The sequence below is a fragment of the Phytobacter sp. RSE-02 genome (genome assembly GCF_040578655.1).
Classification (GTDB): Bacteria; Pseudomonadota; Gammaproteobacteria; order Enterobacterales; family Enterobacteriaceae; genus Phytobacter; species Phytobacter diazotrophicus.
The window spans coordinates 38440-64344 of sequence record NZ_JBEULY010000008.1 but is presented as its reverse complement, the minus strand read 5'-3'; the positions used below and the strand labels follow the sequence as shown (position 1 = coordinate 64344).

The 25905-nt window shown below is 53.6% G+C and carries 24 protein-coding genes and 1 riboswitch; of the genes, 12 read left to right on the top strand and 12 right to left on the bottom strand.

Annotated elements, in window-relative coordinates:
* Positions 1 to 24: 24 nt before the first annotated feature.
* Together ABU190_RS17225 and nudF are read right to left on the bottom strand one after the other, a co-directional pair.
* Positions 25 to 447 carry a DUF1249 family protein gene (locus tag ABU190_RS17225; RefSeq protein WP_039078096.1) on the bottom strand — a complete coding sequence of 141 codons (423 nt, stop codon included), beginning with the start codon at positions 445 to 447 and terminating at the stop codon, positions 25 to 27.
* On the bottom strand, positions 444 to 1076 hold the full coding sequence (gene nudF, locus ABU190_RS17220) for an ADP-ribose diphosphatase (RefSeq protein ID WP_039078097.1): 633 nt from the start codon (positions 1074 to 1076) through the stop codon (positions 444 to 446). Before nudF ends, ABU190_RS17225 begins: the two co-directional genes overlap by 4 nt.
* A 205-nt stretch (positions 1077 to 1281) precedes the next feature.
* Here nudF and tolC point away from each other — a divergent pair, with 205 nt between their 5' ends.
* The 3 genes from tolC to ABU190_RS17205 all read left to right on the top strand — a co-directional run bounded on the left by tolC (position 1282) and on the right by ABU190_RS17205 (position 4727).
* The gene (gene tolC / locus ABU190_RS17215; RefSeq protein ID WP_039078098.1) at positions 1282 to 2727 is read left to right on the top strand and encodes an outer membrane channel protein TolC; all 1446 of its coding nucleotides are present in this window, start codon (positions 1282 to 1284) and stop codon (positions 2725 to 2727) included.
* Between the two features lie 159 nt (positions 2728 to 2886).
* A complete protein-coding gene (locus ABU190_RS17210) occupies positions 2887 to 3561 on the top strand; it encodes a DUF1190 family protein (RefSeq protein WP_039078099.1) in 675 nt (224 codons plus the stop codon).
* A gap of 5 nt (positions 3562 to 3566) precedes the next feature.
* The gene (locus tag ABU190_RS17205; RefSeq protein ID WP_354692053.1) at positions 3567 to 4727 is read left to right on the top strand and encodes a glutathionylspermidine synthase family protein; all 1161 of its coding nucleotides are present in this window, start codon (positions 3567 to 3569) and stop codon (positions 4725 to 4727) included.
* 51 nt (positions 4728 to 4778) lie between these two features.
* On the opposite strand, the gene ygiD is transcribed toward ABU190_RS17205, so the two are convergent.
* The gene (gene ygiD, locus ABU190_RS17200; RefSeq protein WP_039078100.1) at positions 4779 to 5567 is read right to left on the bottom strand and encodes a 4,5-DOPA dioxygenase extradiol; all 789 of its coding nucleotides are present in this window, start codon (positions 5565 to 5567) and stop codon (positions 4779 to 4781) included.
* A gap of 197 nt (positions 5568 to 5764) precedes the next feature.
* Between ygiD and zupT the strand changes: the two genes are divergently transcribed.
* Entirely contained in the window at positions 5765 to 6544 is a 780-nt protein-coding gene (gene zupT / locus ABU190_RS17195) for a zinc transporter ZupT (protein WP_039078101.1), read from the top strand.
* A gap of 22 nt (positions 6545 to 6566) precedes the next feature.
* Here the strand turns inward: zupT and ABU190_RS17190 are convergent, their stop codons facing one another.
* Complete coding sequence (locus ABU190_RS17190) at positions 6567 to 6779, bottom strand: hypothetical protein (protein WP_039078102.1); 213 nt, start codon at positions 6777 to 6779, stop codon at positions 6567 to 6569.
* 201 nt (positions 6780 to 6980) lie between these two features.
* On the bottom strand, positions 6981 to 7634 hold the full coding sequence (gene ribB, locus ABU190_RS17185; RefSeq protein ID WP_039078103.1) for a 3,4-dihydroxy-2-butanone-4-phosphate synthase: 654 nt from the start codon (positions 7632 to 7634) through the stop codon (positions 6981 to 6983).
* Positions 7635 to 7729: 95 nt separating this feature from the next.
* Positions 7730 to 8000: riboswitch (FMN riboswitch) on the bottom strand.
* A gap of 123 nt (positions 8001 to 8123) precedes the next feature.
* On the opposite strand from ribB, the gene ubiK reads away from it, so the two are divergent.
* The 4 genes from ubiK (at position 8124) to ABU190_RS17165 (ending at position 11268) form a co-directional block, all read left to right on the top strand.
* Positions 8124 to 8429 carry a ubiquinone biosynthesis accessory factor UbiK gene (gene ubiK, locus ABU190_RS17180; protein WP_039078104.1) on the top strand — a complete coding sequence of 102 codons (306 nt, stop codon included), beginning with the start codon at positions 8124 to 8126 and terminating at the stop codon, positions 8427 to 8429.
* Between the two features lie 183 nt (positions 8430 to 8612).
* Complete coding sequence (locus ABU190_RS17175) at positions 8613 to 9242, top strand: OB-fold-containig protein (RefSeq protein ID WP_354691941.1); 630 nt, start codon at positions 8613 to 8615, stop codon at positions 9240 to 9242.
* A 17-nt stretch (positions 9243 to 9259) separates the two neighbouring features.
* Entirely contained in the window at positions 9260 to 10963 is a 1704-nt protein-coding gene (locus ABU190_RS17170) for a flotillin family protein (RefSeq protein ID WP_354691940.1), read from the top strand.
* A gap of 245 nt (positions 10964 to 11208) precedes the next feature.
* Positions 11209 to 11268 carry a type I toxin-antitoxin system Ibs family toxin gene (locus ABU190_RS17165; protein ID WP_354692052.1) on the top strand — a complete coding sequence of 20 codons (60 nt, stop codon included), beginning with the start codon at positions 11209 to 11211 and terminating at the stop codon, positions 11266 to 11268.
* A gap of 124 nt (positions 11269 to 11392) precedes the next feature.
* Here the strand turns inward: ABU190_RS17165 and hldE are convergent, their stop codons facing one another.
* From hldE to ABU190_RS17150, 3 genes are read right to left on the bottom strand one after another with little or no spacing between them, the layout of a single operon-like run.
* A complete protein-coding gene (gene hldE / locus ABU190_RS17160) occupies positions 11393 to 12826 on the bottom strand; it encodes a bifunctional D-glycero-beta-D-manno-heptose-7-phosphate kinase/D-glycero-beta-D-manno-heptose 1-phosphate adenylyltransferase HldE (protein WP_354691939.1) in 1434 nt (477 codons plus the stop codon).
* Between the two features lie 46 nt (positions 12827 to 12872).
* On the bottom strand, positions 12873 to 15725 hold the full coding sequence (gene glnE, locus ABU190_RS17155) for a bifunctional [glutamate--ammonia ligase]-adenylyl-L-tyrosine phosphorylase/[glutamate--ammonia-ligase] adenylyltransferase (RefSeq protein WP_354691938.1): 2853 nt from the start codon (positions 15723 to 15725) through the stop codon (positions 12873 to 12875).
* 19 nt (positions 15726 to 15744) lie between these two features.
* On the bottom strand, positions 15745 to 17046 hold the full coding sequence (locus ABU190_RS17150; protein WP_354691937.1) for an inorganic triphosphatase: 1302 nt from the start codon (positions 17044 to 17046) through the stop codon (positions 15745 to 15747).
* A gap of 237 nt (positions 17047 to 17283) precedes the next feature.
* On the opposite strand from ABU190_RS17150, the gene ABU190_RS17145 reads away from it, so the two are divergent.
* Positions 17284 to 17904 (top strand): TIGR04211 family SH3 domain-containing protein, encoded by a 621-nt coding sequence (locus tag ABU190_RS17145; RefSeq protein ID WP_039078109.1) that lies wholly within the window; start codon positions 17284 to 17286, stop codon positions 17902 to 17904.
* A gap of 116 nt (positions 17905 to 18020) precedes the next feature.
* Entirely contained in the window at positions 18021 to 19262 is a 1242-nt protein-coding gene (locus tag ABU190_RS17140; protein WP_354692051.1) for a multifunctional CCA addition/repair protein, read from the top strand.
* 11 nt (positions 19263 to 19273) lie between these two features.
* Here ABU190_RS17140 and bacA read toward each other — a convergent pair whose 3' ends face one another.
* Entirely contained in the window at positions 19274 to 20092 is an 819-nt protein-coding gene (gene bacA, locus ABU190_RS17135) for an undecaprenyl-diphosphate phosphatase (RefSeq protein WP_039078111.1), read from the bottom strand.
* Between the two features lie 106 nt (positions 20093 to 20198).
* Positions 20199 to 20567: a bifunctional dihydroneopterin aldolase/7,8-dihydroneopterin epimerase gene (folB, locus tag ABU190_RS17130; RefSeq protein ID WP_354691936.1), complete on the bottom strand. Its 369-nt coding sequence runs from the start codon at positions 20565 to 20567 to the stop codon at positions 20199 to 20201.
* Positions 20568 to 20674: 107 nt separating this feature from the next.
* Between folB and plsY the strand changes: the two genes are divergently transcribed.
* Together plsY and ABU190_RS17120 are read left to right on the top strand one after the other, a co-directional pair.
* Positions 20675 to 21277 carry a glycerol-3-phosphate 1-O-acyltransferase PlsY gene (gene plsY, locus ABU190_RS17125; protein ID WP_296409412.1) on the top strand — a complete coding sequence of 201 codons (603 nt, stop codon included), beginning with the start codon at positions 20675 to 20677 and terminating at the stop codon, positions 21275 to 21277.
* A gap of 210 nt (positions 21278 to 21487) precedes the next feature.
* Positions 21488 to 23284 carry a thiamine pyrophosphate-requiring protein gene (locus ABU190_RS17120; protein ID WP_107223701.1) on the top strand — a complete coding sequence of 599 codons (1797 nt, stop codon included), beginning with the start codon at positions 21488 to 21490 and terminating at the stop codon, positions 23282 to 23284.
* Between the two features lie 47 nt (positions 23285 to 23331).
* On the opposite strand, the gene ABU190_RS17115 is transcribed toward ABU190_RS17120, so the two are convergent.
* Together ABU190_RS17115 and tsaD are read right to left on the bottom strand one after the other, a co-directional pair.
* On the bottom strand, positions 23332 to 24558 hold the full coding sequence (locus ABU190_RS17115; RefSeq protein WP_354691935.1) for a zinc-dependent alcohol dehydrogenase: 1227 nt from the start codon (positions 24556 to 24558) through the stop codon (positions 23332 to 23334).
* A 200-nt stretch (positions 24559 to 24758) separates the two neighbouring features.
* Positions 24759 to 25772: a tRNA (adenosine(37)-N6)-threonylcarbamoyltransferase complex transferase subunit TsaD gene (gene tsaD / locus ABU190_RS17110; RefSeq protein ID WP_039078116.1), complete on the bottom strand. Its 1014-nt coding sequence runs from the start codon at positions 25770 to 25772 to the stop codon at positions 24759 to 24761.
* Positions 25773 to 25905: the final 133 nt, after the last annotated feature.

Genomic DNA, 25905 nt, shown 5'->3' with positions numbered 1-25905 from the left:
ATGGTGTCCTTAGGTTTCACTACGCTAACAAACCGGAATCGCCATTGCTCCATGTGCTAAACAGTAACGTAGCCAGTCGGCCAGAAACTGATTAATTTGATGCTTTTCGTCGCGTTGATGCAACTTTTTATTCGGATAATCATAACGCGCTTTAAAACGAAAGATCTGCTGACTCGAACACACTTCGGCTACCATCGCGTCGTGATACAGGCGCACTGTCATTGATGGCAGGCTCCAATAGCTGACTGCGGGCAGGGTCTGTTCGATTTCCACAAGCGTAGTGTAGCGGGTGGACTCGACAATCGTTAACCGGTATTGCGCATTCGCCACCTGATAGCTCACTGTTTCGCCTGCCTCGTCGTTACGCGGCAACAGGCGGCGGAGCTGCGCGAAATTGGTCTCGCACAGGCGCATCATTTCAGGGAAGTCAGGTGTATAACGCTTCATTTTTTCCACTCGTTTCGTAAGCTCTCATAATGCAGTTGCAGCCATTGCAGGGCGATGACAGACGCTGCGTTGTCGATTTTCCCCTCTTCTACCAACTGATAAGCCTGTTCCCGGCTCACCACATGAACACGAATATCTTCGTTTTCATCCACCAGACCGTGAATACCTTCGGCCTGCGTGGCGTCCACTTCGCCAACCAATATGGATAAGCGCTCGCTGGTGCCCCCAGGGCTTGCCAGATAGCTCAACATCTTTTTTACCCGCCCCACGGTCAGCCCGGCTTCCTCTACCGCCTCACGTCGAACGACATCTTCAACAGACTCGCCCTCTTCGATCATGCCGGCCACCATCTCCAGCAACCACGGGCTTTCGCTGGTATCAAACGCAGCAATGCGAATCTGTTCTACTAACACCACTTCATCCCTTACTGGGTCAAAGGGTAGCAAGACTGCAGCGTGACCGCGTTCAAAAATTTCGCGCCGTACCTCACCGCTCATCTCACCATTGAACAAACGATGACGAAAACGGTAGAGTTCGAGCGAAAAAAAACCGCTATAGAGCGTTTCCCGTGCAATAATTTCTACATCGTTTTTTGTGAAAGTCACAGCAGAGGTTTCTGGCTTACTCATGCGGATATCCTGTTATTAATTAATGTTGATTTTGTGGTTTTCAAGCCTGTTTGACTGCCGTTTAAAGCGCCATGTGATAGATTGGGGCAAATTTACGTCGGATGGCACTTTACGCCAACCTTCAGCGGTGGCGCTCTCTGTTAGAATCGGCGAATATTTCTGAATTTAGATCAGCGCTATTCATGCTTCACAACAAGGAATGCAAATGAAGAAATTGCTCCCCATTCTTATCGGCCTGAGCCTGACAGGTTTCAGTGCTATGAGCCAGGCAGAAAACCTATTGCAGGTTTATCAGCAGGCGCGTTTAAGCAACCCCGATCTGCGTAAATCCGCCGCCGATCGTGATGCAGCTTTCGAGAAAATTAACGAAGCGCGCAGCCCGTTACTGCCACAGCTGGGTTTGGGTGCGGATTACACCTACAGCAATGGCTATCGCGACAGCAATGGTGTGAACTCCAACGCCACCAGCGGCTCCCTGCAGCTTACGCAAACCTTGTTTGATATGTCCAAATGGCGTGCGTTGACGTTACAGGAAAAATCCGCAGGCATCCAGGATGTGACGTACCAGACCGATCAGCAAACGCTCATTTTGAATACTGCCACCGCTTATTTTAACGTATTAAGCGCGATTGACTCGCTCTCTTATACCGAAGCGCAGAAACAGGCTATCTACCGTCAGTTAGACCAAACTACCCAGCGTTTTAATGTGGGTCTGGTTGCGATTACCGACGTACAGAACGCCCGTTCACAGTATGACACCGTACTGGCTAACGAAGTGACCGCCCGTAACAATCTCGACAATGCCGTCGAGTCACTGCGTCAGGTCACCGGTAATTACTATCCGCAGTTGGCATCACTGAACGTTGATGGCTTCAAAACAGACAAACCACAAGCGGTGAACACACTGCTGAAGGACGCAGAAAGCCGCAACCTGACGTTGCTGCAGGCACGTCTGAGCCAGGATCTGGCGCGTGAGCAGATTCGCCAGGCGCAAGATGGTCATCTGCCGACGCTCGATTTGACCGCGTCTACTGCGGTATCGAATACTTCTTACAGCGGCTCCCGTACCAACAGCGCCCAGTATGACGACAGCAAAATTGGTCAGAATAAAGTGGGCCTGAGCTTCTCCCTGCCGCTGTATCAGGGCGGGATGGTGAATTCGCAGGTGAAACAGGCACAGTACAACTTTGTTGGCGCAAGCGAGCAACTGGAAAGCGCACACCGCAGCGTTGTACAGACCGTTCGTTCCTCCTTCAATAACGTGAATGCCTCCATCAGTAGCATCAACGCGTATAAACAAGCCGTTGTTTCTGCGCAAAGTTCTCTGGATGCGATGGAAGCAGGTTACTCCGTGGGTACACGTACCATTGTGGACGTACTGGACGCAACCACCACGCTGTATAACGCGAAGCAACAACTTTCCAGCGCGCGTTATAACTATCTGATTAACCAGTTGAATATTAAATCTGCTCTCGGCACCCTGAATGAACAGGATCTACTGGCGCTGAACAACACACTGGGTAAACCTATCTCTACCTCGCCAGAAAATGTGGCACCGGAAAACCCAGAGCAAGAAGCTCGCGTTGAGAAGATGGCAAACGGACAGGCTCCTCAGACACAGCCGGCCAGCGTGCGCAAAACAACGCATTAATTCTTTTTTCCCATTATTATCGTACGGGGGCATACAGCCCCCGTTTTTACGTAAGGCAACGTAAAGATCCCCCCTGCTGACCCGCCTCCTGCTTCATTTTCAGACACTCATCCACTATCCTGACCTTTTATTAATACCTGTGGGTCTCGGAAGACAAATATGAAACGGACAAAAAATATTAATCATGCGATGTTTCGCAAAAGCTGGGGCGCGCGTCACCTGACACCCGTAGCGCTGGCCGTGACTGCCGTCTTTATGTTGGCAGGGTGCGAACAAAACGATGAAACAGTAAAAATGTATCAAAATGCCGATGACTGTGCTTCGGCGAACCCGGACAAAAGCGCCGAATGTAAAACCACCTATGACAATGCGCTGAAAGAAGCAGCGCGTACCGCGCCGAAATATGCATCGCGCGAGGATTGCGTCGCTGAGTTTGGCGAAGGTCAGTGTCAGCAAGCTCCTGCTCAGGCAGGTATGGCGACGGAAAACCAGGCGCAGGCACAACAGTCTGGTGGCAGTTTCTGGATGCCGCTGATGGCGGGTTACATGATGGGTCGCCTGATGGGCGGCGGCGCGGGTTATGCCCAGCAGCCGTTGTTCAGCTCCAAAAACCCGGCCAGCCCGGCCTATGGTCAGTACACCGATGCCAGCGGCAAAAGCTATGGTGCAGCCCAGCCTGGCCGTAGCGCAACGGTTTCGAAAACCGCGATGGCACCAAAACCTGCAACGACCTCCACCATCACGCGTGGCGGTTTTGGTCAGTCCGTGGCCAAACAAGCCGCCTCTATGCAGCGTAGCGCCAGCGGCACCTCAACCCGTTCAATGGGCGGCTGATGACCATGGAAAGAATCAACATTGTCGAACGTCCCGACTGGCGCGAGAAAGCCACCGAGTATGGTTTCAACTTTCACACCATGTATGGCGAGCCATACTGGTGTGAAGATGCCTACTACAAGCTGACGCTCGCCCAGGTGGAGAAACTGGAAGAGGTCACCGCCGAGCTCCATCAGATGTGTCTGCAGGTTGTGGACAAGGTTATCGCCAGTGACGAATTGCTGGCGAAATTCCGCATTCCAAAGCACACCTGGGGCTTTGTACGTCAGTCCTGGAAAACCGGGCAGCCGTCGCTTTATTCACGCCTTGACCTGGCGTGGGATGGCACCGGCGAACCGAAGCTGCTGGAAAATAATGCCGATACACCAACCTCATTGTATGAAGCGGCATTTTTTCAATGGATTTGGCTGGAAGATCAGATAACCGCTGGCAAGCTGCCGGAAGGCTGCGATCAATTCAACAGCCTGCAGGAAAAACTTATTGAGCGTTTTGCAGAGCTACGCGAACAGCATGGCTTTAACCTGCTGCATTTCGCTTGCTGTCGCGATACCGTTGAAGACCGGGGTACCGTGCAATATCTGCAAGACTGCGCCGCAGAAGCGGATGTGGCCAGCGAGTTTCTCTATATTGAAGATATTGGCCTGGGGGAAAAAGGGCAGTTTACCGATCTGCAGGATCAGGTGATCAGTAATCTGTTTAAGCTGTACCCCTGGGAGTATATGCTGCGCGAAGACTTCTCGACCAAGCTGGAAGATGCAGGCGTTCGCTGGCTGGAACCGGCATGGAAGAGCATTATTTCGAACAAAGCGCTCCTGCCAATGCTGTGGGAGATGTTCCCTAACCATCCGAACCTGTTACCCGCCTGGTTTGCCGAAGATGCTCACCCGGAAATGGAAAAATACGTCATTAAGCCTATCTTCTCTCGCGAAGGGGCAAATGTGTCCATTATCGAAAACGGTAAAACGGTAGAAGAAGTGGAAGGCCCATACGGTGAAGAAGGGATGATCGTCCAGCAGTTCTGTCAGTTACCCAGGTTTGGTGACAGCTACACGCTGATTGGCAGTTGGCTGATTAACGATCAACCCGCGGGTATTGGTATTCGTGAAGACCGGGCGTTGATCACCCAGGATCTGTCACGTTTCTATCCGCATATTTTTGTGGAGTAACGTGCGACAAGGAGCCCTGGGTGCGCATACGCTTCCCGGGGCTACAAAGCCTTAGCCTACCTGCACCGACAGCATACTCAGGCTGCCCATTTCCAGACCGTCTACCGGAATCGAGATATTCTCCACCCCATCCCACGCCCCCAAAACATAGAGCAGCGGCAGGAAATGGTCCGGTGTAGGGTTAGAAAGCGAACCACCTTCATGCTCCATATAATTGACCAGCGGATGCTGTTCGGTCGGCCCTTTCCATGTCAGGTTATTCTTCACAAATTCGTTGAAAGCGGTCGCCCACGGATAAGGCGAGCTATCGCCATGCCAGCGTGCCGTACGCAGGTTATGCACCACGTTACCGCTCGCCACCAGCATTATGCCTTCATCGCGCAGTGCCGCCAGCTTACGCCCTACTTCCATATGCCATGCCGCTGGTTTGGTACTGTCGATACTCAATTGCACCATCGGGATATCGGCATTCGGATACATTTTAATCAACACGCCCCAGGAGCCGTGGTCAAAACCCCAGGCTTCTTTATCCAGAGTGACCGGCACGGGCGACAGCAGTTCAACCAGATGCTGGGCCAGCGCAGGCGAGCCCGGTGCCGGGTAATGGGTGTCATACAATGCCTGAGGAAATCCCCCAAAGTCATGGATTGTCTGCGGCGCTTCCATCGCGGTTACCCCGGTACCACGCGTAAACCAGTGCGCTGAGACAACCACAATAGCTTTAGGACGCGGCAGTGTTTCGCCAAGCTGAGCCCAGGCGCGGGTATAAACGTTATCTTCCAGAACATTCATCGGGCTGCCGTGGCCCAAAAACAGTGCTGGCATGCGAGGTGCAGACATGATGATATCCTTACTGAGTGTGTCATATTTAATGAAGACACATTACGCTTATTCATCGGGTGATGAACTCAGATAAGCATGATGAAGATATTCAGAATTTTTGAATGTAAGAATTGCGTAAAGGTGATGCGGCGGCCTCGCTTTGGAACCCATTAATATTTAACATTAATGAGAAGCATTATCATAAGGAGTGATACATGTCAGCCCCACTGATTCTGACGTTACTTGCCGGCGCTGCTACCTTTATCGGCGCCTTTCTGGGGGTTCTTGGCCAGAAACCGTCAAACCGTGTACTGGCATTTTCGCTGGGATTTGCCGCCGGCATTATGCTGCTTATCTCCCTTATGGAGATGCTGCCAGCCGCACTGGCTACCGAAGGTATGTCACCCATGCTGGGCTATGGCATGTTCGTCATCGGCCTGTTGGGCTACTTTGCCCTTGACCGTATGCTCCCCCATGCACATCCGCAGGATTTAATGCAGGGTTCGTGCTCGCAGCACCCGGTCCCCCGCAAGATCCAACGTACGGCGATCTTATTGACGCTGGGCATCAGCCTGCATAACTTTCCGGAGGGGATCGCCACCTTTGTGACGGCCAGTAACGACCTTGAACTCGGTTTCGGTATTGCCCTGGCGGTAGCCTTGCATAATATTCCAGAAGGTCTTGCCGTTGCCGGACCGGTTTATGCGGCAACGGGTTCAAAACGAACGGCAATTTTTTGGGCGGGGATATCCGGCTTTGCCGAGATTCTCGGTGGGGTTCTAGCCTGGCTGATTCTGGGAAGCCTGGTCTCCCCGATGGTGATGGCGGCGGTCATGGCAGCGGTTGCCGGCATTATGGTCGCGCTCTCTGTTGATGAACTGATGCCGCTGGCTAAAGAGATAGACCCCAACAACAACCCAAGCTATGGCGTGCTTTGCGGGATGTCAGTAATGGGCCTTAGCCTGGTTGCGCTGCAAACGATGGGATTTGGTTAATACAATCAGGCGTTGCTCGCGCCTATTGAGCAACGCCGCTTTCAGAAGCCGCTTCGGGTTTCGCCTGCCCTTGCTCATTTGCTTGCATGGACTGGATAATCTTTAACGCGCGCTGGTAGCCTTCCTGTTGTGCATCACGATCCTGGCGAAATGCCCTGCAATTCCGGCGCAGGCACATGATATGCGCGAACATCACGAGCACAACGACAAAAAAACCGCACCAATAAATCAGCATACCCCTTCCTTATCACGCTTCACATGTGGTTGCGCGAGCGACTACGTCATGGGTACCACTTTATAAGTAGCAAGCCGTTGTCGCCATTAGCGAGATCAACAAAGCGGATAAATGAGGTATTTTCAGCAAGTACTCACGGGGAAATAAAAAAATCCGAAGTCGGTGCCCGGCTTCGGATTTTTTTCATTGTGCGGCTATCACTTAGCTGGCTTTACGTTCATGCTCCAGACGATAAGCCACCAGATCTTCGATGGTGACAACAGCCATGTTGTGCTCGCGAGCAAACTGGATACACTCCGGCGCGCGCGCCATGGAGCCATCATCGTTCGTCAGTTCACACAGCACACCGGCCGGTTTGAACCCTGCCAGGGTCACCAGGTCAATCGTCGCTTCGGTATGACCACCGCGCGTCAATACACCGCCCTGCTGCGCACGCAGCGGGAACACGTGGCCCGGACGATTCAGGTCAGAAGGTTTAGCGCCATCGGCAATGGCAGCACGCACAGTAGTAACACGATCGGCAGCCGAAACACCGGTAGTAACCCCCGTAGCCGCTTCGATGGTAACGGTAAAGCCGGTACCGTAAGCGCTGGTATTGTTTTCAACCATCATCGGCAGATCAAGTTGTTTACGACGATCTTCGGTGATGCACAGGCAAACAATGCCGCTACCGTGACGGATGGTCAGCGCCATCTGCTCAACGGTCATGGTTTCAGCGGCAAAGATCATGTCGCCTTCATTCTCGCGATCTTCATCGTCGAGAACCATTACACCGCGACCTTCGCGCAGTGCAGTTAAAGCATTTTCAATACGTTCGAATGGCGTGCCAAAAGAAGAAAGCAGCGTCTGATTCATGGTAAAAGACCTCAATAAAGTTATGGTTACCAGAATCAGGGCAGTCTTAGGAGTATAAAAAAATAACGCGAGCAGGCCTCCAGGCCCAACTGAATCGTTACTCTCTCCCATCCGGACTTTAACCGTCGGCCCCGGAATTACACCGGATCTGCTGACCTTTCGATTTTCATCGAAAGCGCTCGCGGGCTTTCAACCTGTCCTTCATCTTTCACGCCGCTGCTGCGTTGGCTTCCTTCACTCATCCCAGTTACATAGTTGACTATGTTCCTGGAGTTCGCTCAGTTGCCGCCTTGCCGCTACGCGAAATCTATTGGACATCGCTGATTTACCGCCGGTGGGGAATTTCGCCCCGCCCTGAGAATAAGCGGGATAACTATAACGCTATTGATTACCTTCGGCAACGCGTAACCTTCAAACAAATCTGGTTTATCGTTATGGCATATCACACTACAATAATTGTCAGAACCTATCCGAACAGGGAACATACAAATGATTGACCCGAAAAAAATTGAACAGATTGCGCGTCAGGTCCACGAATCGATGCCAAAAGGGATTCGCGAGTTCGGGGAAGATGTTGAGAAAAAAATCCGCCAGTCTCTGCAGGCGCAACTGACTCGCCTTGACCTCGTCAGCCGCGAGGAGTTTGACGTACAGACACAGGTACTGCTCCGTACACGTGAAAAACTGGCCCTGCTCGAGCAACGTCTGAACGAACTGGAAAATCGCAATGCGTCAGCAGAGGTGAAACCGGCTCCGGCAATTCCTCCTGTTGATTCGCCAGATACAGGCGTTTAAGCCAATTCTGGCATCCCCCTCATAGCCAACCGCAAAGGGGTAATCGATAAGGTTTTCATCGATTACCCTACGATATTCCGGGAGCCCATCTGCCTTTTTGTTACTCCCTCATTTATGATAATATCACCTTCAATACTAACGAAAATATGCGTCTGATTTAAAAAAATAACCCAAGGAGAATATATGGATATTTTTCCTGAATACTACTCGCCTTACTTTTTCGCCCTCGCATTTGTGGCGCTTATAGGTATTGTGGAAATTGTCTCACTGTTCTTTGGGAATGTTATTTCAGGTGTTATTGATTCACATCTGGGTGATTATGACGGCGTCGCCTCAGGCCATTTGAACCAGTTTTTCCATTACCTTAATTTTGGTCGCGTTCCCGCACTGGTTGTCCTTTGCCTTATCGCCGGTTGCTTCGGCTTGTCTGGCATCTTTTTACAACATATGAGCGTGACACTGCTGCAAACCCCGCTTCCCAATATAGTCCTGACCCCTTTTTGCCTTATTTTTTCAGGTGTTTGCACACACTATACCGGTAAATTTTTAGGGCGCTGGCTACCGGGAGATGAAACCAGTGCGATCACAGAAGATGATTTTATTGGCGCTATGGCCATTATCACGGGTCACAGTGCGGAGCCTCAACGCCCCTGTGAAGGAAAATTTAAAGATAAGTTTGGGCAGGTACATTATTTACTTCTGGAACCCGAAGAAGGAAAGACGTTTAAACGAGGCGATAAAGTCCTCATTATTTGTCGGTTGTCCGCCAGCCGTTATTTGGCGGAGCTGAACCCCTGGCCGAATGAATTGTAAAAACAAAAGGAAGTATTATGGAAAATCTATTGAATCTATTTCCCTCATGGATGAGTTACGCCCTGATAGTCGTTTTTGTCTTGTTGGTCATCGGGATTATTTTTGCCCGGTTATACCGTCGGGCCTCGGCTGAGCAGGCGTTTGTAAGAACAGGTTTAGGTGGGCAGAAAGTGGTAATGAGCGGCGGCGCGATTGTGATGCCCATCTTCCACGAAATTATTCCGATTAACATGAACACCCTTAAACTTGAGGTGAGCCGTTCTACGGTTGACAGCCTGATCACTAAAGACCGTATGCGTGTTGATGTCGTTGTTGCCTTTTTTGTACGCGTAAAACCGTCGATTGAGGGGATTGCCACTGCCGCACAGACATTGGGGCAGCGTACATTGTCACCAGAAGATCTCCGCGTGCTGATTGAAGATAAATTCGTTGATGCCCTGCGTGCTACGGCCTCCCAGATGACCATGCATGAGTTACAGGACACTCGCGAGAACTTCGTTCAGGGTGTGCAAAACACCGTTGCGGAAGATCTGTCGAAGAACGGTCTGGAGCTGGAAAGCGTCTCGTTAACCAACTTCAACCAGACGGAAAAGGTGCATTTCAACCCGAACAACGCCTTTGATGCGGAAGGTCTCACCAAACTGACTCAGGAAACTGAGCGCCGTCGTCGTGAACGTAACGAAGTCGAGCAGGACGTTGAAGTCGCAGTCCGTGAGAAGAACCGCGATGCCCTGGCGCGCAAACTTGAGATTGAGCAGCAAGAGGCATTTATGACGCTTGAGCAGGAGCAGCAGGTGAAAACCCGCACCGCCGAGCAGAATGCCAAAATCGCCGCCTTCGAAGCAGAGCGCCATCGTGAAGCCGAGCAAACACGTATTCTTGCGGAACGGCAAATTCAGGAAAGTGAAATCGAGCGCGAACAGGCAGTACGATCCAGAAAAGTTGAGGCTGAGCGTGAAGTTCGCATTAAAGAGATCGAGCAACAGCAGGTGACGGAGATTGCCAACCAGACGAAATCCATCGCCATCGCGGCAAAGTCAGAGCAACAGTCTCAGGCGGAAGCGAAAGCCAACGACGCACTGGCGGAAGCCGTTCGTGCCCAGCAAAACGTAGAAACCACACGCCAGACCGCAGAAGCCGATCGTGCAAAACGGGTTGCGCTAATTGCCGCAGCTCAGGATGCGGAAACCAAAGCGGTTGAGCTGACGGTACGCGCCAAAGCCGAGAAAGAAGCGGCAGAATTGCAGGCTGCAGCCATCGTGGAACTGGCGGAAGCAACGCGGAAAAAAGGGCTGGCGGAAGCCGAAGCGCAGCGCGCATTGAACGATGCGATCAACGTGCTTTCCAACGAACAAACCAGCCTCAAATTCAAACTGGCACTTCTGCAGTCTCTGCCTGCGGTTATCGAGAAATCCGTTGAGCCAATGAAGTCCATCGAAGGTATCAAGATCATTCAGGTAGATGGGCTGAACCGCGGCGGAGCGGCAGGCGAAGCGACCACAGGTACGGTTAACGGTGGCAATCTGGCGGAGCAGGCGCTCTCTGCCGCCCTCGCCTACCGAACCCAGGCACCGCTGATTGATTCGCTGCTTAATGAAATTGGGATTTCCGGCGGCTCGCTGGCAGCCATGGCAACGCCGTTAAATTCATCGCCTGCGGTCGGGCCAAATGAAGAAATCGCGGTCACAACGGTAAAAGAAGAAACGGTAAAAGAGGAATAGTTTCTTCCCACCTTATGTAACCCCATCCCTGGCCCATAAAGCCGGGGATTTTTTTATTCTGAACGCGCCTTTTCAGTACGTAACGTTCGGAACGGGGGCCGTTTTGCGTGAACGATCCAGTAATAAAACATCCGAGGGGAAAAGCTCTTGTCCCTGTAGAAGCACTCACCAACAATCGCTGGGTCAGCAAGGGGCTGAAACGGGAAAGCCCCTCCCGAGGAAGGGGCTTTAATAGGGAAAGGGTTATGATGAAGCACGTCATCATACTGATTGTTCTGTTAACGATAAGTTTCGCAGCTTACTAACAGCCAATCAGAGGGGGGAGAAATCCCCTCTCACCCTTGTTCCTTTAATTTAGGTCGAAAAAGCAGCACCGTCAACAGCGAGGAGAGCCTCATAACGAGATGTTCGATGCATCTCCCGCATTCCTTACTTCTCGCTGTCTTTCTGGATTTTCCTGATGATGTTGGTGGTCGAACAGCCATCTTCAAAGTTGAGCACCAGCACTTCACCGCCGTTGGCCCACACTTCTTCGCTCCCGGCGATCTCCTCCGGCTTGTAGTCACCCCCTTTCACCAGTTTGTCCGGCAGAACGGAGGCAATCAGACGCTGCGGCGTATCTTCTTCAAACGGGACCACCCAGTCCACGGCTTCCAGCGCGCTGAGAACAATCATACGTTGCTCAAGCGGGTTAACCGGGCGCGAATCCCCTTTCAGCCGTTTAGTGGAAGCATCGCTGTTCACCGCAACGATCAGACGATCGCCGAGCTTACGGGCATTCGCCAGATATGACACATGACCCGCGTGCAGGATGTCGAACACGCCGTTGGTCATGACCACTTTTTCGCCACGTTTGCGTGCTGCCGCCACGGCGTCGCGCAGTTCTTCTTCGGTCATCACACCAAAACCCGTCTCCGAACGCCCGCGCACCACGTTTTCCAGTTCGACAGGCGAAACCGTTGAAGTTCCGAGTTTACCCACCACAACGCCAGCAGCAGCGTTCGCGAAGAAGCAGGCTTCTTCCAGCGAATTACCCGCAGCAAGCGTAGCAGCCAGCACACCAATCACCGTGTCACCCGCACCGGTCACGTCATACACTTCCTGCGCCTGCGTCGGCAGATGTAGTGGTGCTTTGCCCGGCTGTAGCAGCGTCATTCCCTGTTCAGAACGGGTGACCAGTAGCGCGGTCAGGTCGAAATCGGCAATCAGCTTCATGCCACGTTCAACAATATCGTCTTCGTCTTTGCATTTGCCGACCACGGCTTCAAATTCGGAGAGATTCGGCGTCAGCAGGGTCGCACCACGGTAGCGTTCAAAGTCGGTCCCTTTCGGGTCGATCAGTACAGGCACACCTGCACCGCGCGCCAGCGTGATCATCTGCTGAATGCTCGTCAGCGCCCCTTTGGCGTAATCGGAGAGCACCAGCGCGCCGATGCTGCTCAGCGCCTGATTAATCCGTTCATGCAGCGGCTCAGGATCCACACCATCAAAGCCCTCTTCGAAATCGAGACGAATCAGTTGCTGATTACGCGACAGAACGCGCAGCTTGGTGATGGTAGGGTGAGTTGGAACAGAAACGAAGTCGCATTTCACGTTGACGTCCGCCAGGGCTTTACTCAATGCACGCGCCGCATCGTCAATACCGGTCAACCCAACCAGACGGGCGCCCGCGCCCAGAGAAGCGATGTTCATTGCCACGTTCGCCGCACCACCCGGACGCTCTTCAATGGTTTCGACCTTCACCACTGGCACCGGCGCTTCCGGTGAAATACGGCTGGTTGGACCGTACCAGTAGCGATCCAGCATCACATCGCCTACGACCAGCACTCCCGCTTGATTAAACTCTGGCAGCGTTACTTTCATTCCTGTCTCCTGAGAGATACAAAATTTGCGCGCGATAATAGCACACTTACGCGTCCTCGCACGGCTCCACCAACCACTTGTTCCAGCAGGCTCGCACCATCGCGCGTTCAGCGACAAAACACGCCTCCGGAACATGCCCTGGCAGCTCCTGTAGCGCCAGGTGATGCAGCTCATCACGCAACGTTGTATAGGCGGTGGTAAGTGCCTGCGCTTCCTGCTCTTCCATAATGCCGTTTTGCGCCAGCCCTTCCAGAATGCGGACATTGTCCGACCAGCGCGTCAGTTTCGGTTTTGCATGGGCATAACGCAGCACCAGATACTGGGTGATAAATTCGATATCGGTAATTCCACCCTCATCGGCTTTAATATCAAAGCGATCCTTGTGCTTATTGCTCAAGTGGGCGCGCATTTTTTCGCGCATCTCGCGCACCTCGGTTTGTAACGTTGCACCATCACGCACGGTCATGGTGATATCGCGGCGGATGGCATCAAATTGCGCGTTTAATTGGGGATCGCCATAAACAACGCGGGCGCGAACCAGCGCCTGATGTTCCCACGTCCAGGCTTCGGTGCGCTGGTAGTCGGCAAAGGATTCGGTTGAGGTCACCAGCATTCCCGCCGCACCGGACGGGCGCAAGCGCGCGTCCACTTCATACAGGATCCCGGATGAGGTGCGCGTACTGAACAGATGCATCACGCGCTGGGCAAGGCGCAGATAAAATTGGCGTCCATCGATTTCCCGCTCGCCGTCAGTCATCACGTCCACCGGACAGTCATGAAGGAAAATCAAATCCAGATCGGAACTATAGCCCAGTTCCCAACCGCCCAGTTTGCCGTAACCAACCACCGCAAACCCACGGCCTTCACGATCGCGTAAGTGTTTCGGTTGCCCATAACGCGATACCATCAGGCTCCACGCCTGTTGTACCACGGCTTCAATGATGGCTTCGGCAAGCCATGTTAAGTGATCGCTCACTTTCATCACGGGGAGTGTTCCAGCGAGGTCTGCTGCCGCCACACGCAACAATTGAGCCTGTTTAAACTGGCGTAACGCCTCCAGTTGCTGCTCTTCATCGTCATCCGGCACACGCAGCAGATACTGACGTAGCTCATCCCGGTAGGCATTCATCGCCGTGGGCTGATAAAGGGTATTCGGATCGAGCAACTCATCCAGCAATAACGGATAACGCGCCAGCTTACTGGCCACCATCGGCGAGGCGGCACAGAGTGAAATCAGATGTTTACGCGCACCGGGAAATTCGCTGAGCAGCTCAAGATACGTCGTACGCGTGACAATTCCCGTTAACAGCGGCGTCACGCGAGACAATGGTACAGGGGCATCCTCACGGGAGCAGACATCACTCAACAGATGCGGCATCAGATGGTCGAGCACCTGGCGGCCTCGCGGGCCAATGGTGCGCTTATCCAGCTCTTTGCGAAAATCAGCAATCATCGCGACCACGCGGCGGCGATCATCGTCAGAAAGGTGCGCCAGCACTGGCGTGCTGTCATCTTCCTGAAACGCATCCTGCCACAACTCACTCCATTGCCCGCAGAGCGCATCCCCCTGCTCTTCGGCTTCGTCATCGCCAATCAGGGTGTTGAATATCCCTCGTACGGCAGACATCTGCTTTTCAAGCTCAGCGGTCAGGGTTTCCCAATCAGCGACCCGCATACCCCAGGCCAGACGCGCGCGATTGAGTTCGTCTGTCGGCAGCGTCTGCGTTTGCTCGTCGTTAATGCTTTGCAGCAGGTTTTCCAGACGACGCAGATACAAATAGGCCTGGCGTAACGCCGGTGCATCGCCAGGCGGCAGCAAACCCAGCTTATCGATAGCGTCCAGCGTCGGTAACAGTGAACGGGACTGCAACGACGGCTCGCGCCCACCGCGTATCAACTGGAACACCTGAACGATAAACTCAATCTCACGGATGCCGCCCGCGCCCAGCTTAATGTTATCTTTCAGACCACGGCGGCGCACTTCACGGGCAATCATCCCTTTCATGTTACGCAGAGACTGAATAACGCTGAAATCGATATAGCGACGGAAGACGAACGGCCGCAGCATGGCCCGTAATTCACCAGCGTAAACATCGTCCTTATCGCCCATAATGCGGGCTTTCACCATCGCATAACGTTCCCAGTCGCGCCCCTGCTCCTGATAATAATCTTCCAGCGCGGCAAAACTCAGCACCAGCGGACCGCTGTCGCCAAACGGGCGCAGCCGCATATCCACGCGATAGACAAAGCCATCCTGCGTCGGCTGGTCGAGCACTTTGATCAGGCGCTGTCCCAGACGAGTAAAAAACTGGGCGTTATCAAGTTCGCGTCGCCCACCGCGCGTTGAACCGTTTTCCGGCCAGGCAAAAATCAGATCGATATCGGACGAAAAGTTAAGCTCCCCGCCACCCAGCTTGCCCATGCCAAGGATCAGCAACGGCTGCGGTTCCCCCTGCTGATTGCACGGCGTTCCCCACTCGCGACAGCAGGCATCGTAAAGCCAGTCACGTGCAGCGACGATCAGGGTCTCCGCCAGTACGCTCAACTGCTGCAACGTCTCCTCTTCGGCCACCAGCGCCAGCGACTGCGCCCAGGCAATGCGCACCATCATATGGCGACGGAACAGACGCAGCGCACGCATTAATGATGCCTCATCTCCCACACCCTCCAGCGATTCGCGAAGGGTTTGCGCATACTGCTTCCACTCGTCCGCCTGTGGCGGTGCGCTTTCCAGCTCAGCCAGCCAGTCAGGATGCGCGGCAAGGCTATCCTGCACAAAATCACTGAAAGTAAGCACTAACTGCGCTTGTTCACTAAGCGGTGTTTCACTGAATGACTCAGGCAAGCGGGCCAGTACTGTTTGCCAGTGCTGCAGTAACTGTGGAGAGTGCGGCATCATCGGGGGTTCCTTGACCGGGTTAGCGTTGTCCACTGTGCAGCCAGAAGGGCTGCTGACAGATTGCTTCGTTACGGAAATGTTCGATTTCAATACGCTGGCGTGTCTCAATGGCGTGAAGCAAGCCTTGCCAGTTTTCCAGCCACGCATTTGCCTGCACCGCGTCGTAATAGTCAGACAGCAACAGCACGCTATCTATTTCTCGTGCCAGACGCGGCAACTGATCGCGATAACTGTCTCCCAACGGATGCGCGAACGTACTTTTGAGTTCAGCAGCGCAGCGGGACAAATGAGTATCGGCAAAACGCTTGAAGGAGTCGGCAAATTTCGCCTGCGCTTTGTCATCGAGGAAGGTGCGCCAGCCCTGGGAAACCAGCCACTCTGTCAACAGCAGTTTCGCCGTTGCCGCCTCTGCGCTCCAGGCGGCCGTCGCTGCGGAGACATCTGACGTCAACGTTGCTTCTGCCTGGGTCAGCAAATCGCGCAGGCGCGCGCTCGCTTTACGCGGCACAATGCCGCCGAACAACATAAGAGTATGGCGAATGAGCGTAATCGCAGACTGTACGTCCCCTTTGGCCCGGGTATCGCCGCGAACCCACAGTTCTTCATGGTACTGCCACTGCGAAAGTCCCAGCTCCAGCGCGGCGGTAAAAGCCTGCTCCGTTGTGGCTTTTGGTTGAACTTTGAGTATGGGCGTCGGGCGGCGATGACGTTCGGCATTACCCTGCGCCAGATGATAGCCGCGTGCGGCCTTACTCAGGCTTCCCTGACGCAGCCCTGACTGGGTCACGAGCTGACGGGCAAGTTTGAGGATATCCGCCGGATCGCCGCTTAGCAGTTCAAGCTCAAGCTCACATATAGGCTCTGCCAGCTCGCCGGCTTTAACTTCACCCAGATCGAGCCCAATCTCAATACGGCTTTCACCAACGTTAACCAGCCATTTCTCCCGGTAGAAATCGGTGCTAAAGAGCGGCTGTGTCTGCGCCTGGAGATTTTCTGGCAGCGCGCCATCCGGCCAGACTTCCTGCGGAAAGCGAGCCAGATCCAGCTCCGGTTTATCCAGCGCGATATTATATTCAGGACGTTGATGTAACCCGCCGACAACGCGTCCGGCGATTTTCATCGTCATTTCGTACTGACCGTCGAAGCCGCGGATACGCAGACCCATATCATGACGACGCAGCCAGTTATCTGCCGTTTCGTAATAGATGTTGAGTAACTGGGTGGGCGCTACGCGATCGTCGGTGAGCGAATGAAGATGGTTACGAAGCGTTTCAACGCTGTCGGGATGTACGTAAAATTTTAATTCGATTTCCTGAGCCATGGCTTTGCACTTATGGTTATGTCACATCAGTCAAAATTTCGGCGAACTAACGCGCCCGATGTTTGTCAGTAGATAGTATTTTGTGTCAGATTGCCATGCAATGCGCGATATCATGGGTGTAAAAGTTCACTTATGCGCTTTGTTTGACCCGGATGATTCCGATTGATGCCGCCTGCCAGCTATCGTCAGACTGTTGGCACTGTTTTTATTCACGCTTAAAGATAATAACGACGCCTGATGCTTAAATTACGCCTGATTGGAATGACCTTATTTGCGCTTAGCGTTTCCACATTGGCCCATGCCGAAGAAAAACGTTACGTCTCTGATGAATTGAATACCTGGGTTCGCAGTGGCCCGGGAGATAACTACCGCCTTGTGGGCACGGTAAACGCCGGCGAGGAAGTGGTGCTGTTGCAAACCAATGAAGCGTCTAACTACGCACAGGTACGCGACAGCAGTGGCCGTACGGCCTGGATCCCTCTTAAAGAACTCAATACTCAGCCCAGCCTGCGCACGCGCGTGCCGGAACTGGAAAACCAGGTGAAGACCCTGACCGATAAGCTCAACAATATCGACAATACCTGGAACCAGCGCACGGCGGATATGCAGCAAAAAGTGGCCGGTAGCGATGGGGTCATTAACAGCCTGAAAGAAGAAAATCAGAAGCTTAAGAACGAGCTTATTGTCGCGCAGAAGAAAGTGAACGCCGCTAACCTGCAACTCGACGACAAACAACGCACCATTATCATGCAGTGGTTTATGTATGGCGGTGGCGTATTGGGTGCGGGCCTGTTCCTCGGCCTTGTGCTGCCGCATTTAATCCCGCGCCGTAAACGCAAAGATCGCTGGATGAACTAAGCTGATTAGCCATCTTCTCTACACTTACGTATTATCTGTCGGCAAAAATAAGAACCTGTCTCAATTTCCGATAAGGCAGGTTAATGAAAAGTCACAGATGTGAGGAGTCAGGCGGCGTGAAGAGTTATCTGGTCGGTGGCGCAGTTCGCGATGCGTTACTGGGCCTGTCGGTCAAAGACAAAGATTGGGTAGTGGTTGGCGCCACGCCAGCAGAGATGCTCGACGCGGGCTACCAACAGGTAGGCCGCGATTTTCCCGTGTTTCTCCATCCACAAAGTCACGAAGAGTACGCTCTTGCCCGTACTGAACGAAAATCAGGTTTCGGTTATACCGGTTTTTCCTGCTATGCCGCGCCGGATGTAACGCTTGAGCAAGATCTGTTACGCCGCGACTTAACCGTCAATGCACTTGCGCAGGATGATAACGGCAACATAATCGATCCCTATGGCGGTCAGAACGATTTGTACCGCCGCCTGCTGCGCCATGTTTCCCCCGCGTTTGCCGAAGATCCCTTACGTGTTCTGCGTGTGGCGCGTTTTGCCGCCCGTTATGCGCATTTAAGTTTTCGCATTGCTGACGAAACCATGGCGCTCATGCGCGATATGACCGCCGCAGGTGAGTTGGCGCATCTGACTCCTGAACGCGTCTGGAAAGAGACGGAGAACGCCCTCAAGACCCGTAATCCACAGGTCTTTTTCCAGGTGTTGCGTGACTGCGGGGCGCTAAAAGTGCTGTTCCCGGAAGTGGACGCGCTGTTTGGCGTACCCGCGCCGGCAAAATGGCATCCTGAAATCGATACCGGTCTTCATACCCTGATGACCGTGAGCATGGCTGCGATGCTCAGCCCTGAGGTCGATGTGCGTTTTGCCACTCTCTGCCACGACCTGGGAAAAGGGTTAACCCCACCGGAACTTTGGCCACGCCATCACGGGCATGGCCCGGCGGGCGTCAAACTTGTCGAGGGCGTCTGCCAGCGATTGCGCGTACCGAATGATATCCGCGATCTGGCCAAACTGGTGGCAGAATTCCATGATCTGATCCATACCTTCCCGATCCTGCAGCCAAAGACCATCGTTAAATTGTTCGATTCGATTGATGCCTGGCGCAAGCCGCAGCGGGTTGAGCAAATCGCCCTGACCAGCGAGGCCGACGTGCGCGGACGTGCGGGGTTTGAGGCGTGCGACTACCCGCAAGGACGTTTGCTGCGTGAGGCCTGGGATGTCGCAAAAGCGGTCTCCAGCAAAGCGGTTGTTGAGGCAGGTTTCAAAGGCATTGAAGTGCGTGAAGAGTTAACGCGCCGTCGCATTCAGGCCGTGGCCGGCTGGAAAGAACAACGTTGCCCTCAGCCAAAAGACTGAGGGCATGTTATTTAGATAAAGATGAAGTAGACCGCGGCAGCGACAATAAAGCGATAGATCGCAAACGGGATAAACGAGATACGTTTGATCAACTCCAGGAAGGTTTTGATCGCAATGAGAGCGACGATAAACGCCGTCACGAAGCCGACGGCAAACATCGGAATGTCACCCACGGTCAAGAACTTAAGACTCTTATACAAATCCAGTACGGTGGCGCCCATCATCATTGGCACCGCCAACAGGAACGAGAACTCCGAAGCCGCATAACGGCTCACGCCCATGAGCATACCACCTGAAATTGTTGCCCCAGAACGGGAGAACCCCGGCCATAGCGCCAGACACTGGAAGCAGCCAATCATAAATGCCTGACGCAAGGTGATATCGTCCACCCCTTCGGCGCGCGGCACTTTTGGTTTGAGGCATTCCGCGGCAATCAGCAGTACCCCACCCACTACCAGCGCATACATCACGTTAATGGGGTTAAAGAGAGATTTAATGGCATCGTGGAAAACAAGGCCGAGAACAACGGCGGGAACCATGCCCAGCAGGATATGAATGAGCGTCAGGCGACCTGTGCCTGTGCCTTCATGGGGGGTACGACCAAAGTGAATACCAATCAATCCAAACAGGCGACGCCAGAACATGACCACCACAGCCAAAATCGACCCTAACTGAATCACAACTTCAAACGTTTTTGCGGTATCTCCCTCAAAACCCAGTAAATGCCCCACAAGAATCATGTGGCCCGTACTGGAAACCGGTAAAAACTCCGTCAATCCTTCGACAACACCCAAAATTGCTGCCACCAGCAGCGAGTGCATATCGCTCATCAAATAAACCCCTAAACAGACATAAAAAACGGCTTACCACAAGGGAAGCCGCGTATGGCCATGACGTATGACCAGAAGACTAGCGCTTGGTTTAATAATTATGAATTTAAATAATTTTTTTCAGATTATTGCCACGCTCAATGATGACGCCAACGTTGGCGGCCCGGGCGACAGCCCCTGGCTTGCTCAATTTGATGCGCACCCATGGAGAGTTAAAACGGCTCAGCAGTAAATCAGCGACCTCTCCGGCGACCCGTTCCACCAGCGCAAAACGGTTTCCTTCGACATGCGCAATCACGGTTTCTGCTATGTCTGCATAGCTCAGACAATCATTAACATCGTCGCTCTTTGCCGCCTGGCGGTTATCCCATGCCATTTCGATATCGAACACCAGCTTTTGTTCAATCGTCTGCTCCCAGTCATACACACCGATAGTGGTGATTACCGAAAGTTGCTCTATAAATACAATGTCCATCACGCCCCACCTGCTTTTTGGCTAACCTGGATACCACTTTCCATAATTTATGCGTATTATCCACTGATGCAGATAATAAAACGACATTTTCACAATGGAACAGCGTTATGAGTGCAATCGCGCCTGGAATGATCATCCTCGCGTATCTTTGCGGCTCAATATCCAGCGCCATTCTGGTCTGCCGCATCGCAGGTCTGCCTGACCCACGTGAGAGTGGCTCTGGCAACCCAGGGGCGACCAACGTATTACGAATTGGCGGCAAAGGAGCAGCCGTAACGGTACTGATTTTTGACGTGCTAAAAGGCATGCTGCCGGTATGGGGAGCCTATGCGCTTGGCATCACCCCCTTCTGGCTTGGCCTTATTGCTATCGCCGCCTGCCTTGGGCATATCTGGCCTGTTTTTTTCCATTTTCAGGGCGGAAAGGGCGTAGCTACTGCCTTTGGTGCGATTGCGCCCATTGGCTGGGACTTAACGGGCGTGATGGCGGGAACCTGGCTACTGACCGTACTGCTTAGTGGTTACTCTTCGTTAGGTGCGATTGTCAGCGCGCTGATTGCGCCCTTCTATGTCTGGTGGTTTAAACCCCAGTTTACCTTTCCGGTTGCCATGCTCTCCTGCCTGATCCTGATACGTCACCACGACAATATTCAGCGGTTATGGCGTCGTCAGGAGACAAAAATCTGGCACAGGCTAAAGAAAAAAAAGTAGACGTATCCCCCCCCGGATAAAAAGTATCTAATCCGGGAAAACGCCCTGTTCATCCCTTTCATTGCCTGAATGGGCTGAATTCTGCCGTTACGCCTGTATCGCATCAGGCGTAACGGCGCGCTAAGCCACGTCCCGCGCCCCTCCCCCATATCCTGATGATGTCGTCTATCCTTAACGCTCGATTAACTTTTTGAGCCAGGGGGCAACACGGTGACAAAAATGACCAGTGATTTTTTCATTGAGAGCCTGAAAGCCTGGGGTGTCAGCCGAATTTATGGCTACCCCGGTGATGGCATCAACGGTGTGCTCGGTGCGCTGCAACGCGCGAACAAAGCGGGCAATGGCATTGAGTTTATCCAGGTACGCCATGAAGAAATGGCGGCGTTTATGGCAGCAGGACATGCCAAATTCACCGGCGAGCTGGGCGTGTGTCTCTCAACCGGAGGCCCTGGCGCCACCCATCTGCTGACCGGCCTGTATGACGCGAAAATGGACCATGCTCCGGTGCTGGCCATCGCCGGTCAGGCAGAGGCCACCGCACGCGGCGCCAGCTATCAGCAAGAATTAAACCTCGATCGTGTTTTCGCCGACGTGGCGAACTTTGTACAAGAAGCCGCCTCCCCCAGCCAGGTACGCCACCTTGTCGATCGCGGCGTACGTATCGCGGTGGCGCAAAACGGCGTAACGGTCCTGATATTGCCGAAGGATATTCAGGACGAACCCTGGCAGGCGCCGCCGCATACCCATGGTTTCACCCACTCAGGAGCGGGCTATCAACGTCCAAAAATCGTGCCTTATGAGGCCGATCTGCAACGTGCAGCGGATATTCTTAATAGCGGAAAGAAAGTGGCGATACTGGTTGGGGCGGGTGCCCGTGGCGCGGCACTGGAAGTGGTGCAACTGGCCAATCTGCTTGGTGCTGGCGTGGCAAAAGCGCTGCTCGGCAAAGATGTACTACCGGATGACGCGCCTTTTGTCACCGGCGCGATCGGTTTGCTGGGTACGAAACCGTCTTACGACATGATGATGAATTGCGACACGCTGCTGATGATTGGTACCGGTTTTCCATGGACAGAATTCCTGCCGAAAGAGGGGCAGGCCCGAGCGGTGCAGGTCGATATCGATCCGGCAATGCTGGGGCTACGCTACCCGGTCGAAGTTAATCTTCATGGCGATGCAGCGGAAACCCTGCGCGCACTGCTGCCGCTGCTGACGCATAAAACTGACCGTAGCTGGCAAGAGGAAATTGCCAGAGGGGTGAAATCATGGTGGGAGACCCTTGAGGAACGAGCGATGGCCGACGCCAAACCGGTTAACCCGCAACGCGTCGTCTGGGAAATGTCACCGCTGCTGCCGGACGATGCCATCGTCACGTCCGATTCCGGCTCGTGTGCCAACTGGTTTGCACGCGATTATAAAGTGAAGCAGGGCCAACGCGCCTCACTGTCTGGCGGCCTTGCCTGTATGGGTGCCGCTGTACCTTACGCCATCGCCGCAAAATTTGCCTACCCGCAGAAAGTGGTGGTCGCGCTGGTCGGGGATGGTGCCATGCAAATGAACAACATGGCAGAACTGATCACCATTCAGAAATACTGGCAAAGCTGGAGCGATCCGCGCCTGATCATTTGTGTCTTCAATAACCAGGATCTTAACCAGGTGACCTGGGAGCAGCGCGTAATGGAGGGCAATCCGCGATTTGAGGCAACCCAGGACATTCCCGATGTGGGTTATGCCCGCTTCGCCCAGTCGCTGGGCCTCAAAGGTATTTTCGTGAATGATCCACAACAGTTACCGATTGCCTGGCAGCAAGCCTTGTCAGCAGAGCGCCCCGTTGTACTGGAAGTGAAAACCGATCCGGAAGTGGCGCCGCTACCGCCGCATATCACCCTGAAACAGGCAAAAGCCTTTATGGCCTCAATGGCCAAAGGGGATCGCTCTGCCGGGAAGATTTTCGCCGACACGGCAAACCAGTTGATGAGTGAAATATTGCCGGGCAAAAAATCGTAGCGACAAAAAACAGGCCGGGCGTGTCAGAAGCCCGGCCTGCCGGGGAGTTAGTGCGAAGGCAGTAATTCCGTTTTGATCCACCCGGTCTCACGCTTATCAAAATGTTGATAAGCGGATACCACATCTGACAATGGCTCCACCTGAGTCAGTACCTGGGTGGGGTTGATAGCCCCCACGCGCACCAGTTCCAGCAAGTGCGGAATAATCGCGTGGTGATTGCAGTTACCCATTTTCATGGTCAGATTCTTATTCATCGCCATCCCAATGGGAAAAATCTGCGCGGCGGGAGGATAAACGCCGATAATGCTCAGTGTCCCCGCTTTTTTCAGCCCCTGAATCGCCCACTCCAGCGCCTGGCTCGGCGCATCGCCCGGAACCCAGTTTCCGTCCTGAACATGCTGATGCTGCGCATTGTCCGGCGCCACCTGTTGCACTTCCTGACGATATTGCTCTGCCTTCTGTTCGGCTTGCTGAGCCGCCGGGCCATGGTGAGCGTGCTCGCTATCAACACCAACGGCGTCAATAGCAATATCAACACCCAGCCCACCGGTGAGTAATGCAATGGCCTCCAGCGGATCTTCTTTATCGAAATTGACGGTAAAGGCCCCCTGTCGGCGCGCCATCGCCAGTCTGTCATCATGTGAATCGACGGCAATGACGCGTCCGGCGCCCATCAACAATGCGCTGGCAATCGTAAACTGACCAACAGGCCCGCAGCCAAACACCGCCACCGTGTCGCCGCGCGTAATGTCTGCTATCTCCGCGCCAAACCAGCCCGTCGGAAAGATATCGCTGACAAGAATCGCCTGTTCATCACTGACCTCCTCCGGGACTTTTACCAGCGTATTAGAGGCAAAGGGAATACGCGCCTTTTCTGCCTGTAAGCCGTTGACAGGGCCGGTCGCTTGCGGGCCGCCAAAGAAACAGGTACCGGCCTGTGGGCCGTTCGGATTGGCATTATCACACTGCGCGGTGTTACCGCTGCGACAGGGAGGGCAGTAGCCACAAGAGAGCGTCGAGCAAACCACCACCCGATCGCCGACATCAAAATTACGCACCTGGTCGCCCAGTTGCTCAATAATGCCGACGCCTTCATGGCCGAGGATGGTGCCCGCTTTCATATCGCTAAAGGTGCCACGGATAAAGTGCAGATCGGTACCGCAAATGGCCGAGGCTGTAAGACGAATAACCGCATCAGTGGGTTGTTCAATCTGTGGTTCGGCGACGTCATCAAGACGAATATCGCCAGTAGCGTGCCAGACGAGAGCTTTCATAATGTCTCCTCTTTCGGTGATGTAGAAGAGGCGTCATAACTGAACATCCCTGCCGGCTATGGCAGCCGATTTTGACTCGCAAAGGGGAAAGTATAGTCAGTGATCTGTGGAGATGCGGACGATAGCGGCAAGGAAATGGGAAGATAAAAAGAGGGAAACCAAACGATAACCCCGGTAAGCGTAGCCACCGGGGGAATAGATTACGCAGCGGGTAATTCCGCCAGCGGCCAGCGCGGGCGCACAGTTACGCCAAGTCCGGCAACGCCACCGGCTTTCAGACGCACCATTCCGGCATAGGCAATCATTGCGCCATTATCGGTACAAAATTCCGGGCGAGCATAGAACACCTCACCACGGCGTTTTTTCATCATCTCAGCCAGTTTTGCGCGAAGCGTACGGTTTGCGCTAACGCCACCCGCCATAACCAGACGGGTGAAACCTGTTTGGTCCAGCGCACGTTTACATTTGATCATCAGCGTATCGACCACCGCGTCTTCAAATGCACGGGCGATATCGGCACGCGTTTGCTCATCCGGTTCATTTTCACGAATGGTATTCGCCGCGAAGGTTTTCAGGCCAGAGAAACTGAAATCAAGACCGGGCCTGTCCGTCATAGGACGCGGGAAGACAAAGCGCCCTTCCGTCCCCTGCGACGCCAGTTTCGATAACATGGGCCCACCAGGGTAATCAAGACCGAGCAATTTGGCCGTTTTGTCAAACGCCTCACCGGCGGCATCATCAATGGATTCGCCAAGCAACTGGTACTCGCCAATCCCCGTCACGCTAATCAGTTGCGTGTGTCCGCCGGAGACCAGCAGCGCCACAAACGGGTATTGTGGTGGATTATCTTCCAGCATGGGCGCCAGCAGGTGGCCTTCCATATGGTGAACCGGAATGGCCGGAACATCCCATGCAAATGCCAGCGCCCGGCCGACCGTTGCGCCGACCAGCAACGCGCCGACAAGACCCGGACCTGCGGTATAGGCAACCGCATCGATATCTTTTGCCGCCAGCCCTGCCTCTTTGAGCGCCGCCTGAATCAACGGTACGGTTTTACGTACATGATCGCGGGAGGCCAGTTCAGGCACAACGCCGCCGTAGTCGGCATGCAGTTTTACCTGACTATACAATTGGTTGGCTAAGAGGCCGTTCTTGTCGTCATAAATAGCGATGCCGGTTTCATCGCAGGATGTTTCAATTCCCAGTACACGCATGGCTGTTTTTTACCTCGCTTCAATGCCGCGCAGTGTAGGATCAATGCCCCTTGTTGTAAACTTTACTCACCCCCTTGAAGGACTTCGTGTATACTCCCCACCCTTACAAAAGTCCCTTTCAAAAAAGGCAGCG

What these genes read in the sequence shown, in the direction of transcription:
- glnE (WP_354691938.1), bottom strand. Translation starts at nt 15,725, where the DNA reads ATGATGCCGCACTCTCCACAGTTACTGCAGCACTGGCAAACAGTACTG.
- ygiD (WP_039078100.1), bottom strand. Translation starts at nt 5,567, where the DNA reads ATGTCTGCACCTCGCATGCCAGCACTGTTTTTGGGCCACGGCAGCCCG.
- nudF (WP_039078097.1), bottom strand. Translation starts at nt 1,076, where the DNA reads ATGAGTAAGCCAGAAACCTCTGCTGTGACTTTCACAAAAAACGATGTA.
- ABU190_RS17210 (WP_039078099.1), top strand. Translation starts at nt 2,887, where the DNA reads ATGAAACGGACAAAAAATATTAATCATGCGATGTTTCGCAAAAGCTGG.
- tolC (WP_039078098.1), top strand. Translation starts at nt 1,282, where the DNA reads ATGAAGAAATTGCTCCCCATTCTTATCGGCCTGAGCCTGACAGGTTTC.
- ABU190_RS17145 (WP_039078109.1), top strand. Translation starts at nt 17,284, where the DNA reads ATGCTTAAATTACGCCTGATTGGAATGACCTTATTTGCGCTTAGCGTT.
- hldE (WP_354691939.1), bottom strand. Translation starts at nt 12,826, where the DNA reads ATGAAAGTAACGCTGCCAGAGTTTAATCAAGCGGGAGTGCTGGTCGTA.
- bacA (WP_039078111.1), bottom strand. Translation starts at nt 20,092, where the DNA reads ATGAGCGATATGCACTCGCTGCTGGTGGCAGCAATTTTGGGTGTTGTC.
- ABU190_RS17190 (WP_039078102.1), bottom strand. Translation starts at nt 6,779, where the DNA reads ATGCTGATTTATTGGTGCGGTTTTTTTGTCGTTGTGCTCGTGATGTTC.
- ABU190_RS17205 (WP_354692053.1), top strand. Translation starts at nt 3,567, where the DNA reads ATGGAAAGAATCAACATTGTCGAACGTCCCGACTGGCGCGAGAAAGCC.
- ubiK (WP_039078104.1), top strand. Translation starts at nt 8,124, where the DNA reads ATGATTGACCCGAAAAAAATTGAACAGATTGCGCGTCAGGTCCACGAA.
- folB (WP_354691936.1), bottom strand. Translation starts at nt 20,567, where the DNA reads ATGGACATTGTATTTATAGAGCAACTTTCGGTAATCACCACTATCGGT.
- ABU190_RS17115 (WP_354691935.1), bottom strand. Translation starts at nt 24,558, where the DNA reads ATGAAAGCTCTCGTCTGGCACGCTACTGGCGATATTCGTCTTGATGAC.
- ABU190_RS17150 (WP_354691937.1), bottom strand. Translation starts at nt 17,046, where the DNA reads ATGGCTCAGGAAATCGAATTAAAATTTTACGTACATCCCGACAGCGTT.
- ABU190_RS17225 (WP_039078096.1), bottom strand. Translation starts at nt 447, where the DNA reads ATGAAGCGTTATACACCTGACTTCCCTGAAATGATGCGCCTGTGCGAG.
- ABU190_RS17175 (WP_354691941.1), top strand. Translation starts at nt 8,613, where the DNA reads ATGGATATTTTTCCTGAATACTACTCGCCTTACTTTTTCGCCCTCGCA.
- tsaD (WP_039078116.1), bottom strand. Translation starts at nt 25,772, where the DNA reads ATGCGTGTACTGGGAATTGAAACATCCTGCGATGAAACCGGCATCGCT.
- ribB (WP_039078103.1), bottom strand. Translation starts at nt 7,634, where the DNA reads ATGAATCAGACGCTGCTTTCTTCTTTTGGCACGCCATTCGAACGTATT.
- plsY (WP_296409412.1), top strand. Translation starts at nt 20,675, where the DNA reads ATGAGTGCAATCGCGCCTGGAATGATCATCCTCGCGTATCTTTGCGGC.
- ABU190_RS17170 (WP_354691940.1), top strand. Translation starts at nt 9,260, where the DNA reads ATGGAAAATCTATTGAATCTATTTCCCTCATGGATGAGTTACGCCCTG.
- zupT (WP_039078101.1), top strand. Translation starts at nt 5,765, where the DNA reads ATGTCAGCCCCACTGATTCTGACGTTACTTGCCGGCGCTGCTACCTTT.